At 63.7% G+C, this 11874-nt stretch carries 13 protein-coding genes and 2 pseudogenes; 10 read left to right on the top strand and 5 right to left on the bottom strand.

What is annotated here, in order from left to right:
- Position 1: 1 nt before the first annotated feature.
- Both minD and minE read left to right on the top strand, forming a co-directional pair.
- On the top strand, positions 2-817 hold the full coding sequence (minD, locus tag ACHMW7_RS19360) for a septum site-determining protein MinD (protein ID WP_395447154.1): 816 nt from the start codon (positions 2-4) through the stop codon (positions 815-817).
- Entirely contained in the window at positions 814-1083 is a 270-nt protein-coding gene (gene minE / locus ACHMW7_RS19355) for a cell division topological specificity factor MinE (RefSeq protein WP_395447153.1), read from the top strand. Before minD ends, minE begins: the two co-directional genes overlap by 4 nt.
- A gap of 44 nt (positions 1084-1127) precedes the next feature.
- Here minE and ACHMW7_RS19350 read toward each other — a convergent pair whose 3' ends face one another.
- Together ACHMW7_RS19350 and ACHMW7_RS19345 are read right to left on the bottom strand one after the other, a co-directional pair.
- Entirely contained in the window at positions 1128-1511 is a 384-nt protein-coding gene (locus ACHMW7_RS19350; RefSeq protein ID WP_395447152.1) for a VOC family protein, read from the bottom strand.
- 38 nt (positions 1512-1549) lie between these two features.
- Positions 1550-2015: pseudogene (locus tag ACHMW7_RS19345) on the bottom strand (hypothetical protein).
- Between the two features lie 439 nt (positions 2016-2454).
- On the opposite strand from ACHMW7_RS19345, the gene ACHMW7_RS19340 reads away from it, so the two are divergent.
- Both ACHMW7_RS19340 and ACHMW7_RS19335 read left to right on the top strand, forming a co-directional pair.
- Complete coding sequence (locus tag ACHMW7_RS19340; protein WP_395447151.1) at positions 2455-2946, top strand: acyl-CoA thioesterase; 492 nt, start codon at positions 2455-2457, stop codon at positions 2944-2946.
- Between the two features lie 248 nt (positions 2947-3194).
- Entirely contained in the window at positions 3195-3644 is a 450-nt protein-coding gene (locus ACHMW7_RS19335; RefSeq protein WP_395447150.1) for a hypothetical protein, read from the top strand.
- Positions 3645-3763: 119 nt separating this feature from the next.
- On the opposite strand, the gene ACHMW7_RS19330 is transcribed toward ACHMW7_RS19335, so the two are convergent.
- Positions 3764-4723: an aspartyl/asparaginyl beta-hydroxylase domain-containing protein gene (locus ACHMW7_RS19330; RefSeq protein WP_395447149.1), complete on the bottom strand. Its 960-nt coding sequence runs from the start codon at positions 4721-4723 to the stop codon at positions 3764-3766.
- A 396-nt stretch (positions 4724-5119) separates the two neighbouring features.
- Positions 5120-6010, bottom strand: coding sequence for a LysR family transcriptional regulator (locus ACHMW7_RS19325; RefSeq protein WP_395447148.1), 891 nt, complete (start codon positions 6008-6010; stop codon positions 5120-5122).
- 130 nt (positions 6011-6140) lie between these two features.
- On the opposite strand from ACHMW7_RS19325, the gene ACHMW7_RS19320 reads away from it, so the two are divergent.
- Positions 6141-6767 (top strand): RraA family protein, encoded by a 627-nt coding sequence (locus tag ACHMW7_RS19320; RefSeq protein WP_395447147.1) that lies wholly within the window; start codon positions 6141-6143, stop codon positions 6765-6767.
- Here ACHMW7_RS19320 and ACHMW7_RS19315 read toward each other — a convergent pair.
- The gene (locus ACHMW7_RS19315) at positions 6736-6969 is read right to left on the bottom strand and encodes a hypothetical protein (RefSeq protein WP_395447146.1); all 234 of its coding nucleotides are present in this window, start codon (positions 6967-6969) and stop codon (positions 6736-6738) included. The genes ACHMW7_RS19320 and ACHMW7_RS19315 overlap by 32 nt on opposite strands.
- Between ACHMW7_RS19315 and ACHMW7_RS19310 the strand changes: the two are divergent.
- From ACHMW7_RS19310 to ACHMW7_RS19290, 5 genes and pseudogenes are all read left to right on the top strand, one after another.
- Positions 6872-7123: pseudogene (locus tag ACHMW7_RS19310) on the top strand (ABC transporter substrate-binding protein); the annotation flags it as partial. The gene ACHMW7_RS19315 and the pseudogene ACHMW7_RS19310 sit on opposite strands and share 98 nt — an antisense overlap.
- Before the next feature lie 112 nt (positions 7124-7235).
- The gene (locus ACHMW7_RS19305; protein ID WP_395447145.1) at positions 7236-8342 is read left to right on the top strand and encodes an ABC transporter substrate-binding protein; all 1107 of its coding nucleotides are present in this window, start codon (positions 7236-7238) and stop codon (positions 8340-8342) included.
- A gap of 76 nt (positions 8343-8418) precedes the next feature.
- A complete protein-coding gene (locus ACHMW7_RS19300; RefSeq protein ID WP_395447144.1) occupies positions 8419-9336 on the top strand; it encodes an ABC transporter permease in 918 nt (305 codons plus the stop codon).
- Entirely contained in the window at positions 9302-10237 is a 936-nt protein-coding gene (locus ACHMW7_RS19295; protein ID WP_395447143.1) for an ABC transporter permease, read from the top strand. Before ACHMW7_RS19300 ends, ACHMW7_RS19295 begins: the two co-directional genes overlap by 35 nt.
- A 2-nt stretch (positions 10238-10239) precedes the next feature.
- On the top strand, positions 10240-11874 hold the full coding sequence (locus ACHMW7_RS19290; protein WP_395447142.1) for an ABC transporter ATP-binding protein: 1635 nt from the start codon (positions 10240-10242) through the stop codon (positions 11872-11874).

Genomic DNA, 11874 nt, shown 5'->3' with positions numbered 1-11874 from the left:
TATGGGCAAGGTAGTGGTCGTCACATCTGGCAAGGGCGGCGTCGGCAAGACGACCTCGACGGCTGCCCTCGGCGCCGTGCTCGCCCAGTCCGGCAAGAGGGTGGTGCTGATCGATTTCGACGTCGGCCTGCGCAATCTCGACCTGGTGATGGGTGCCGAGCGCCGTGTGGTCTTCGACCTCGTCAACGTCACCCAGGGCCAGGCCAAGCTGTCCCAGGCGCTGATCCGCGACAAGCGTGTCGAATCGCTGTTTCTGCTGCCGGCGTCGCAGACCCGCGACAAGGATGCGCTGACCGAAGAGGGCGTCGCCAGTGTGATTTCGGCTCTGCGCGAAAAGTTTGACTACGTGCTGTGCGACAGCCCGGCCGGCATCGAGCGCGGCGCCCAGCTGGCCATGCGCTTCGCCGACGAGGCGGTCATCGTCACCAATCCGGAGGTGAGCTCGGTCCGCGATTCCGACCGCATCATCGGCCTGCTCGATTCCAAGACCTTGAAGGCCGAGCAGGGCGAAACCGTCACCAAGCACGTTCTGGTCACCCGCTATGACGCGGGTCGCGCCGCGCGCGGCGAGATGCTCAGCATCGCCGACGTGTTGGAAATCCTATCGGTGCCGCTGCTCGGCATCATCCCCGAGAGCCAGGGCGTGCTGCGCGCTTCCAATATCGGCTCGCCGGTGACGCTCAACGAGCCGACCAACGCCGCCGCCCGCGCCTATGCCGACGCAGCCAAGCGGCTGCAGGGCGAAGACGTGCCGATGGTCACGCCGGTCGAGAAGAAAGGTCTCCTTAACCGTCTTCTGGGAAGGAGGGTCGCATGAAGCTTCTCGATTTCTTCAAGCGTGGCGGCAGCGCACCGGTGGCGCGCGAGCGCCTGCAGGTGCTGCTCGCTTATGAGCGCAACAACCGCAACCAACCCGACCTTGTCGCCGTGCTGCGCGAGGAGATCATCGCGGTGATCGCCAAGCACGTCCAGATCAATCAGGACGACGTCAAGATCACCATGGACCGGGGTGCTACCACCTCGACGCTGGAAATCGACATCCACATCCCCAACACCGGCATCAAGGCGTCGGCGGCGATCTGAACGAAGATGCGCGGCGCCGTGAGGTGCCGCGCCCGCTCGCCCATTCAGCGATTGGCCGGCTGGAACAGCTCGACGAGATTGCCCGAAGGGTCGACAAGCAGCACCTGCGAGCCGCCGGGACCCTTGACCATGTCGTTGCGGAACTGCGCACCCTCGGCCTTCAATCGCGCGACCTCCGCCGCAAGATCTTCGACGATCAGGTGGATGCGGTTCCAGCCGCCGGCGCGCGGCTGGGTGCCGTCGGACATCGGCCGTGCCGCCGAGCTGGCCGGGCCGCTGAGCAACAGGCGTAGCGATCCGCGCGAAACGTCGGCAAAGGCGGGGGCGTAGTTGGTGAGGACCGCGAAGCCGAGATGGCGCGTGTACCAGTCGATCGAGGCCTCGACGTCGTCGACGAGGTAGCGGACATTGACCATGTCAGATGGCATGTGTTCCTCCCGGGATGGGTACGCTCAGAGGCAGTCTGCTACGGCAACGCGTCCTCGCCAAGGCGGATGGCTAGGCTGGGGGGTAGCTCGAACAGCAGGGCGCCATGCTGCCGGCCACGTTCGATGTAGCCGATGATGCGGAACCAGCGTGCGACCTCGGGACGATCGAGCCAGCCGCGCGAACGGATGGGGACGTTGCCGGCGAGCTGCTGGATCCGGCGGATGTGGCGCTTGCAAAAACGCACGGTGGGGGCGGCGAAGAATTCGTCCTGGGCGGCGAACAGTGTTTCGGCTGCGTCCGAATTCTCATGCCAGGCAATGATCGCCACGGGGCGATCCCCCCTCGACGAGCGCATGTGCTCGTCCTTCCTTCAGGTTCATCATCAGGTTGTCATAGGCGCTCCTGGCGTCCTTGCCTGCGGCGGCGTACTCGTCGGACATTCGCTTTGACAGGTCGTGAAAGACCACCTCGAGGTCTCCGACGGTAGCTGTTCTTGCGCGCATATCTCCTCCTTCGCACCCCTGGAGACAGTTTGCCCCAGGGAGACCCGATGTCCAGTGAAGAAATTTTGACTCGGCCCAGTCGTGACGAAAATAATTTCTCCGGAAGACAACTTGTACTTGCTGCAGGAATTTTCGCGCGGCAGCAGAAGTTATTGTGCCGAAAGGCGGAACGCCGCCATTAGATGACGCCCGCTTCTCAGCTGGCGTCTGTCGCCACCCAGGCGTTGCTTTCCGAGAGCGACACTGTGCCGATGTGGCATCGGAGATGATGCCGCCGTCAGCATGCAGGGCAGCTATTACGGCTGCCCGGCGTTGGTCAGGTGCTTTCTCAGGCCATGTGTCGCCGATACTCGATGATGCGGTTGGTGTTTTGGCCGCATCTTGGATAGCGTCACATGACGTCGACATGCGACGCTGACATCGCCAGGGAGGGGCACGATTGGAAGACAGGGACACGCGTCGGCTTGAAATGGTCGTGCTGATGACGCCCGAGATGGCGAATTTCAGCGGCAAGGTGCATGGCGGAGCCTTGCTCAACCTGCTTGATCGTGTCGCCTTTTCATGTGCGTCGCGCTATTCCAACAAATACGCGGTCACGCTGTCGGTCGATCAGGTGGTGTTTCGGGAGCCGATCAATGTCGGCGAACTGGTCACCTTCCGGGCGTCGGTCAATTTTGCCGGCCGCACCTCGATGGAAATCGGTATCCACGTCGAGGCCGAAAACATCCGCTCCGGCCAGCGGCGCCACACCAACTCCTGCTATTTCACCATGGTGGCAGTGGACGAAGACGGTCGCCCGTCTGAGATCCCGGCTTTCGTGCCGTCGACTGACATCGACCGCAGGCGCCATCGCGCAGCCGACTTGCGCCGCGAACTGCGGCGGGAGTTCGAGGCGCGCTTCCGGGCGGTTGCCAATGCTGTCGAGACGTAACGGAACCGAACCCTATCCATCGAGGGGTGCCTGGCGGGCACGGGGCTGCCGCCCGCTCTGGCGCGGACTGCCGATACGGATCGAGGCTCGTTTTGCCCGCGGTTCAGTCGCTCCTTTGTTCCTTTCGCGCATAGGTCGTTCCGCCGCGTCCAAGACGGGGCCCTCCATCGCAAGTAGAGGTGAGCGCTGGCGGCCGATGGGCCTGCCAGGCCGCCGACATTTGTCGGCTCTCGCGGGGAGGTTGGCGAATGGCTGGCAACACAAGATACCAAGTGCGGGCTCGCTCGATTTTCTCGGCGGCGCAGGCGCTCGTTCTGTCGCTCACCTTGATGGCCTGCACCACCGCCACCGAGTCGAGCTTTGAAGGCCCCGATTATTCCGACGACACCCGCAAGCTGGAGAAGCAGATGATGGCGGAGGCGGCGGCCCTGGGCACTGCGCAAGGAGTGGCGGGTGCCGCGGCCTCGATGATACCCATGGGCGCCGGCAGCCTCGTCACCACGACGGCGGGCAGGGCCGCGCGTGACGCGATGATCATCCGCCACGACAAGCTGATGCGCGCGCAGATCGAACGCGACAATGCCGAATTCTACAAGCGCTACGGCATCACTGACGCGGACGCAGGCCCGGCGGTGGCGGATCAGAGCGCCGGCGGCCCGAAGCGCTGCGCGCGGCGGGGCGGGGTGAGGCGGTGTTGAGCTCGATGCTGGCCTTTCGCCGCCTCGCTCGCGCCGTGCACCGGAATGCGGAGCCGTTGTCGATGCGCGATTTTGTGGATTGAAGCATGGCTCGCCTCGAACAGCGCTACGCTGGTCTTTCAGACCAGTCGACCTAGCAACTGAGTGACGCCGGTTGCCAACCCCAGCAACAGCAGCACGAGCAGGATGTTCACCGACCGCTTGATGACGTAGTACAGCGGCCGGTTGGTCGTCTTCAGTGCCTTGTTACGTGCCAGCAGAGGAGCAAGCCAGGCAAAGGCCCTGTTGGCCAGGCCACGATGGTCTTCCGGAGTGTTTGGAACGACCGAGGCGCGCGTTATCCCCTGGTAGAAGAAGTTGAACAGCGCCCCGATTGGATTCAGCGGGCGCTTGACGTCGCACATGAGGATGAGGCGATCAGAGTCGGTGTCGTTGCGGACGTAGTGCAGGTAGGTCTCGTCGAACATGAGGACCTCGCCATCGCGCCAGCTCTGATTGTGGCCATCGACGTTGATGAAGCAGGCGTCAGAGTTGGGTGTTGCAAGGCCAAGGTGGTAGCGCAGAGAGACGGCGATGGGGTCGGCATGCCTCGTGAGTTGCGATCCCGCCGGTAGCAAGGCGAACATTGCTCCATGCACCGCAGGCACCTTCTGCAGTATCTCGACCGTCCTGGGACAGAGGCGCCTCGCGGAATGGTGCGTGTAGCCGTACCAATTGAGGTAGAAGCGGCTCCAGCCATACTTGAAGAACGTCCGAAAGCCGACATCGTAGGAGCCTGCGGTGCCCGGACGCTTGGTGGCGTCAAAGTAACCCTGGCGCACGAGCTCCAGCCCTTCGTCCCGGATCGTCTGCCAGTTCTGACGTAGCAGGTCAGTTTCCGGGAACTCGACCGGGTCGAGAACGGCCTTTGATCCACGTCGCAGCGTGGTCATGAAGAGCACGCAATTGAACGGCGTGAAGATCGGCCAGCCCTTGCGAATGTATTCAGACAGACTTTTGTAGCGGGCTTCGCCCCGGAAACGGTAGACATACACGATACTCGCGGCAACAAGCGCCAGCATGACCACGGAAACTTGCATAAGTTCTCCTTTGCAATCCTTCCGTGCGACCAAGTAGGGATGGGACATTGCGACAGCATTACGTCGCCTTGCTTCAATACGGCGATTCCGATCGGCCTTGGCATTCGGCGCGGGAGACAAGAGGGAGCATTGTGGACCGGCCTGGGTTCCAGGGGCTTCGCGACGGAGCTTTGCTCTTGCTCCGTCCCTGCATATCAGACGCGGACACCGGGCTGGCAGTGGTGGACGAGCGCTGGCGGCCGCTGCGCGAGGCGGGGCGGGGTGAGGCGGTGCTGAGGGCGTTGTTCAGAAGCGGCAGGTCGTCGGAACGGCAATGACGTTCGCCATCGCGGGGCCGGATCCGACGCCCGTGCGAGTTGCACGCTATCACCGGTTTTTCTCCGGCGGAATGGCTCGTCACTGTAGTCGGAAATCACATATCTGCGTACTGATGGCCGCGACTTCCTCGCAGAACTGCACGTGGTAGTCGTTGCGGAACGTTGCGAAGTATTCGAGGTTTGGCAGTTCCATCTCGGTGCGCACGACGCAGAGCCGGCCATCGGCAACCATGTTCCTGAAGAAGGCGTGCGGCAGGATGGTGACGCCCATGCCGTGGGCTGCCAGGTGAGCCAGCGCCACCATGTTATTGCACGAAATCGTTCGCTTGAACGGCAGGTTGGGGTTGTCGATGACGCTGTGCAGGATCGGCCGCAGGATCGAGCCGGTCGTCTGAATCAGCAGCGGATGTTTGGTGAGGTCGTTCAGTGTCGCGTTGTCCTTGCCGCCCAACAGCTTCGGGCTGCACATCCACACAAGTTCAATGGCGCCAAGCGGCGTGCTGACGAACTGCGGCTCCTGGATGACGCGTGGGCAGATGACGAAGTCGAGACGGCGGTCGACGAGGCGCTCCAGCAGGGATGCGGTGAGGTCGATCTCGGGTTCGAGGGTGATCATCGGATAGCGGTCGAGGATGCCGGACAGCAGTTCTGGCAGCCATGACAGCGCGACGAGATCAGTGACACCGAGGCGAAAGCGGAACGACGGTACCGCCGATTTCTTTGCCAGCGAGTTGAGGCGGTCGTTCAGGCGCAGCATCTGCTCGGCGATGGTGCGTATCTCTTCGCCTTGCGTCGTCAGGACCGGCTTGCGCCCGGTGCGATGGAACAACGGCGTCGAAAACTTGGCCTCAAGTTCGCCGATGCGCTTGGAGATTGTCGACTGGACCATGTTCAGATAATCGCCCGCGGCCTCGAAACTGCCCAGCGTACTGACCCAGTAAAGGGCTTCCATCTGCTTGATCGTGAACATGAATTCCTCCTTATATGAAGAATAGCGATGTCTTCTGATGCATTAATATCGCTTTTCTTCAGGAAGTGACACTCCTATCCCTTTGATGACTGGAGGCCGCTGGTCCGCGGTCGCCGAGGGAGGAGATATCATGACCGTCACCGAACTGCCGTCCGCAGCGCCCGTTTCAGATGAGCTGCTGAAGCAATACGCCAATGTCGCGACGTCGATCGTCAGCGACAATCTGGATCGGCTGCCGGGCGCGGTGGGTCTGCTGCCGTATCATGCCGGCGGACAGCTGGTTGGCACGGCGCTGACGGTGCGGACGCGGCGTGGCGACAATCTCGCCATCCATGCCGCGTTGCGCATTGCCCGTCCCGGCGACGTCATCGTCGTCGACGGCGGCGGCGACACCAGCCAGGCGCTGATCGGCGAGATCATCCTGGCCCATGCCGAATCCCTTGGTGTCGCCGGCTTCGTCATCGACGGGGCAATCCGTGACGTGGCTGCGATCCGGGCCAGCAAGCTGCCTTGTTATGCCCGCGGCGTCACTCATCGTGGGCCCTACAAGAACGGTCCCGGCGCCATCAATGTCGACGTCGCGATCGGCGGCCTCGTCGTTCATCCGGGCGACCTCATCGTCGGCGACGAGGACGGCGTCGTCGCCCTGTCACCCAAGATGGCGGCCGACATCCTGCCCGGCATCCGTGCCCAGGAAGAGAAGGAACGGCTGAAGCTGGAGGGCTTCAGGTCGGGTGCGCGCCTGCGCGCTGTCTAGCAGCGACGGACTTCACAAAATCAACTAGAACTCGGGAGGAGTTTGAAATGAACGCATTGAGGAAAACCGCACTGGGGCTTTCGACGGCGCTGTTTCTGTCGCCGATGCCGGCGGCCATGGCCCAGTCGGGCGATGCCGTGACCATCGTCTTGCCGGGCGGGCCGGACCGTCTCGATCCGTGCGAGACGCCGCGCTCGGTCATCGGCCGCATCATCAAGCAGAACGTCGTTGAGACGCTGGTCGAGCTGGACTATGCCAAGCAGACCACAGTGCCGCGGCTGGCTGAAAGCTGGCAACAGATGTCGCCGACGGAGTGGCGCTTCAACCTGCGCAAGGGCGTCAAGTTCCATGACGGCACGCCGTTCGATGCGGCATCGGTGGTCTACTCGCTCGAACGCACGCTTGATCCCAAGCTGACCTGCATCACCCCGCACCAAATATTTCGGCGGCGTCGACATCACCGCCAAGGTGGTCGACGACAACACCGTCGTCTTCACGACCAAGACGCCGATGCCGATCCTGCCGACGCTGCTGGCGCAGCTGGCGATCGCCTCGGCCAAGACGCCGAAGGGCGACTACACCGCCGACCCGATCGGTACCGGGCCATACGACTTCGTCAGCTGGACCCAGGGCGAGAATGTCAAGATCAAGCGTTTCGACGGCTATTGGGGCGAGGCACCAAAGATCGCCGAGGCGACCTATGTCTGGCGCACGGAATCGTCTGTCGCAGCGGCCATGGTCGAGACCGGGGAAGCCGATCTTGCCTTCTCGATCGCGCCGCAGGATGCGACCAATCCGGAAACGGACAAGGTCTACCCGAACTCCGACAGTGCCATGTTCCGGCTGTCCGCCGACATTGCACCGCTCAACGACATCCGCGTGCGCAAGGCCTTCAACCTGGCGATCGATCGCAAGGCGTTCCTCGGCAGCGTCATCAGCGACAAGGCCGAACTTGCCACCCAGCAGGTCGGACCGAGCGTGCTCGGCCACAATGCCAAGCTGGTGCCGTGGCCCTACGACCCTGAACAAGCCAAGGCGCTGCTCGCCGAGGCGAAGGCGGCGGGCGTGCCAGTCGACACCGAGATCCGCATGATCGGCCGTCCCGGCATGTTCGCCAACTCCAACGAGTTCGTCGAGGCCGCCGCCGAGATGCTTCGCGCCGTCGGCTTCAAGATCAAGCTCGACAATCTCGAAATGACGCAGTGGCTGGAGGCGGCAAACAAACCCTTCGCCGCCAACCGCGAAGCGAACGCGCTGCTGACGATGCACGACAATAACAGCGGCGATGCCCAGTTCACCGCGTTCTTCAAGTATCACAGCGACGGCCGCCAGAGCGAAATCCACGACGCCAAGGTCGACAAGCTGATCACCGACGCGGGCATGGCCTCAGGCGAGGAGCGCGCCAAGCTCTACCAGGAGACCTTCCGCTACATCTACGAGGACCTGGTCGCCGACGCGCCGCTGTTCCACATGGTCAACTACATGCGGGTCGGCAAGCGTCTCGACTTCACCCCGACCATCGCCAACGCTGTCGAACTGCAGCTTGCCAAGCTGGTCGTCAAGTCGCCTTCGTAGCATCGGAACGGCGCCGGCCGGTCGCCGGCGCCAACCTTCCGTTCCACGTACCAGTATCCGGCGGAGGAGGCGGAGCATGGGCAATTTCATCTACAAGAGGTCGCTGCAAAGCCTGCTTTCGCTGGCGCTGCTGATCATCCTCGTCTTCTTCCTGGCCAGGCTGACGGGCTCGCCCGCCGACCTCTATCTGCCACTCGACGCCACCGAGGAGATGCGCGACCAGTTCAACCAGCGCTTCGGTTTCGACGATCCTGTCTATGTCCAGTTCGGCCGCTTCCTTGTCGGCCTGCTGCAGTTCGATCTCGGCGCGTCGATCCAGTACTCCAAGCCCGCCGTCCAGGTCGTGCTCCAGGCCTTCCCGACGACCCTGATGCTGGCGGCAATCACCATGCCGATCGTGATCGCGGTCGCCATCGTCACCGGCTCGCTCGCCGCTTTCCGTCCGGGCGGCATGTTCGATCGCATCGCCAGCCTGATCTCGCTGATCGGGGCGAGCACGCCGAATTTCTGGATTGCGATCGTCGGCGTGATCGTCTTCGCCGTCTGGCTGCGGGTGTTGCCAACCTCCGGGACCGGCACGCCATGGCACTGGGTTCTGCCGATCGCTGTCTTGTGCCTCAGGCCGACAGGTGTGCTGGTGCAGGTGGTGCGTTCGTCGATGATCACGGCGCTGTCGTCGGCCTATGTGAAGACGGCGCGGGCCAAGGGCGTGCGCTCCAGGGGCATCGTCTTCGTGCATGCGCTGCGCAACGCACTCCTGCCTGTCATCACTGTTGCCAGCGATCAGGCAGCTGGCATCGTCAACGGTGCAGTCATCGTCGAAACCGTGTTCGGCTTCCCCGGCATCGGCAAGCTGATGATCGATTCCGTGCTGCTGCGCGATTTCGCCGTCATCCAGGCTGCAGTCCTCGTCACCGCGCTTGCGGTCTTCATCATCAACATCGTTGTGGACATCACCTATGCGCTCGTCGATCCACGCATCCGGCACAGCTGAGATGGCCAGGCCCGCACAGGCAGCGCCCTCGGCATTCCGCGACATCGCGTCGAGCCTCGCGCGCGACAAAGTGGCCCTGGTTTCCGCCGCGTTCCTGGTCGTCGTCATGGTCTGCGTCGCCGTCGGCCCGGCGCTGCTCGCCGACCAGGCCCGCGCCATGAACCTGATGCAGCGCAACGCTGCCCCCTTTTCGCTCGACCGTCCCTGGCTCTACATCCTCGGCGCCGATGCGCTCGGGCGCAGCGTGCTTGCCCGCATCATCGTCGCCAGCCAGAACACCATGCTGATTGCTGGCACCGCGGTGCTCACCTCGCTGGTGGTCGGCGGCGCGCTCGGCCTCGTCGCCGGCTTCAAGGGCGGCGCCGTCGGCGCGATCCTGTTGCGCCTGGCGGACGCCATCATGAGCTTTCCATCGCTGCTTCTGGCCGTCATCGTGCTGTTCGTGTTCGAGCCTGGCGTCGCCAATGTCATCCTGGTGCTCGCCATCTCGCGTGTGCCGATCTTCCTGCGCACGGTCCGCGCCGAAGTGCTCGAGCTCAAGGAACGCCTGTTCGTCACCTCGGCCCGTGCCATGGGTGCCTCGACCCCTCGCATCCTGTTCCGCCATGTCGCCCCAATGGTGCTGCCGACGGTCATCAATCTCGCAGCGCTGGAAATGGCTTTCGTCATGCTCGTCGAATCCGGCCTGAGCTTCCTCGGCATCGGCATCCAGCCACCCGAGATCACCTGGGGGCTGATGGTTTCAGACGGACGCAACTACATCGGCTCAGCCTGGTGGGTGGCGTTCTGGCCGGGCCTGGCGATCATGCTTGTCACCATGTCGCTCAACCTGTTCTCGAACTGGCTCCGCGTCGCGACAGATCCTGTCGAACGCTGGCGCCTGCAAACCTCGGCGGAATGACAATGTCAGAACCCAGCCTTCTCGAGGTCAAGAACCTCAGCATCCAGTTCCCGACTCGCAAAGGCGTCGTCCATGCCGTTAGCGACGTCAGTTGGTCGGTCGACCAAGGCGAGACGCTCGCGATCCTCGGCGAGAGCGGTTCGGGCAAAAGCGTCAGCGGCTCGGCGGTGATGAACCTGATCGACACGCCGCCGGCGGTCATCTCGTCGGGACAGGTCCTGTTTCGTGGCCGCAACCTGCTGCGGGCGAGCGTGGAGGAACGCCGGCTGGTCAACGGCAAGAACATTTCGATGATCTTCCAGGACCCGCTCGCTGCCCTCAATCCGGTCTATCCGGTCGGCTGGCAGATTGCCGAGACGATGCTTGTCCATGGCATCGACGGCGACACCGCGCGGCGGCGTGCCATCGACCTGCTTGGCCGCGTCGGCATAACCGACCCCGAGCGTCGCGCTCAAGACTATCCGCACCAATTTTCGGGCGGCCAGCGCCAGCGCATCATGATCGCCTCGGCCATAGCGCTGCAGCCCGACCTTCTGATCGCCGACGAGCCGACCAGCGCCCTCGACGTCACCGTGCAAGCACAGGTGCTCGACCTGATGAAGGAGCTGCAGCGCGAGAGCGGCATGGGCATGGTCATCATCACCCATGATCTCGGCGTGGTCGAGAAGGTGGCGGACAAGGTGGTGGTCATGCAGGCCGGCCGCATCGTCGAGGCCGGCGCGGTGGCTCAGGTGCTGTCACAACCCAGCCATCCCTACACACAGCGCCTGCTCGATGCGGTGCCGGGCCGCCACGGCTTCAGCGTCCACACGGCCGCCGAGGCCGGGCCAACGCCGCTGCTTGCGGTGCGCAACGTGTCGAAGGTCTATTTCGGCCGGCCCAAGCTGTTTTCGAGCGCGCCGCAGCCGCAGGTCCGTGCTGTCGACGACGCAAGCTTCACTCTGTCCAGGGGCGAGACGCTCGGTATCGTCGGTGAATCCGGCTCTGGCAAGTCGACGCTGGCGCGCATGCTGCTCGGGCTCGACACACCGACGGCGGGGTCGATCGACTTCGACGGCAAGGATCTGCTCAAGCTGTCGGCGGCCGAGACCTTCAAGGTCCGGCGGCGCATGCAGTTCGTGTTCCAGGACCCGACCGCCTCGCTCAATCCGCGCATGACCGTCCAGCAGATCGTCTCGGAGCCGTGGGCGATCCATTCGGGCGTGCTGCCGAAGCAGCAATGGAGCCAGCGCGTGGCCGAACTGCTGCACAAGGTCGGATTGCTGCCGGAGCATGCCGAGCGCTACCCGCACCAGTTCTCGGGCGGGCAGCGGCAGCGCATCGCCATTGCCCGTTCGCTGGCGCTGCAGCCGGAGCTGATCGTCTGCGACGAGGCGGTGTCGGCGCTCGACGTCTCCATCCAGGCGCAGATCATCGACCTGCTCAAGGAGCTGCGCCGCGAGATGGGCCTGTCTTATGTCTTCATCGCCCACGACCTCGCGCTGGTCCGGGATTTCGCCACCTCGGTGGTGGTGATGTATCAGGGACGGATCGTCGAGCAGGGACCGACCGAACAGGTCTATGGCGACCCGCAGCACGACTACACCAGGCGGCTGCTGGCGGCGAGCGAGGTGCATCCAGGCGCGCTGGCGGCTTGA

It is taken from the genome of Aminobacter sp. UC22_36, assembly GCF_044056035.1.
Classification (GTDB): domain Bacteria; phylum Pseudomonadota; class Alphaproteobacteria; order Rhizobiales; family Rhizobiaceae; genus Aminobacter.
The sequence above is the reverse complement of the archived record's forward strand: the minus strand, read 5'-3'. Positions and strand labels throughout refer to the sequence as shown.

What these genes read in the sequence shown, in the direction of transcription:
- minE (WP_395447153.1), top strand. Translation starts at nt 814, where the DNA reads ATGAAGCTTCTCGATTTCTTCAAGCGTGGCGGCAGCGCACCGGTGGCG.
- minD (WP_395447154.1), top strand. Translation starts at nt 2, where the DNA reads ATGGGCAAGGTAGTGGTCGTCACATCTGGCAAGGGCGGCGTCGGCAAG.
- ACHMW7_RS19350 (WP_395447152.1), bottom strand. Translation starts at nt 1,511, where the DNA reads ATGCCATCTGACATGGTCAATGTCCGCTACCTCGTCGACGACGTCGAG.
- ACHMW7_RS19315 (WP_395447146.1), bottom strand. Translation starts at nt 6,969, where the DNA reads ATGACCGAGCGCGGCGTCTCGCACGGATCGAGACGGTCCGGCCCGCCC.
- ACHMW7_RS19290 (WP_395447142.1), top strand. Translation starts at nt 10,240, where the DNA reads ATGTCAGAACCCAGCCTTCTCGAGGTCAAGAACCTCAGCATCCAGTTC.
- ACHMW7_RS19320 (WP_395447147.1), top strand. Translation starts at nt 6,141, where the DNA reads ATGACCGTCACCGAACTGCCGTCCGCAGCGCCCGTTTCAGATGAGCTG.
- ACHMW7_RS19325 (WP_395447148.1), bottom strand. Translation starts at nt 6,010, where the DNA reads ATGTTCACGATCAAGCAGATGGAAGCCCTTTACTGGGTCAGTACGCTG.
- ACHMW7_RS19295 (WP_395447143.1), top strand. Translation starts at nt 9,302, where the DNA reads ATGCGCTCGTCGATCCACGCATCCGGCACAGCTGAGATGGCCAGGCCC.
- ACHMW7_RS19330 (WP_395447149.1), bottom strand. Translation starts at nt 4,723, where the DNA reads ATGCAAGTTTCCGTGGTCATGCTGGCGCTTGTTGCCGCGAGTATCGTG.
- ACHMW7_RS19335 (WP_395447150.1), top strand. Translation starts at nt 3,195, where the DNA reads ATGGCTGGCAACACAAGATACCAAGTGCGGGCTCGCTCGATTTTCTCG.
- ACHMW7_RS19300 (WP_395447144.1), top strand. Translation starts at nt 8,419, where the DNA reads ATGGGCAATTTCATCTACAAGAGGTCGCTGCAAAGCCTGCTTTCGCTG.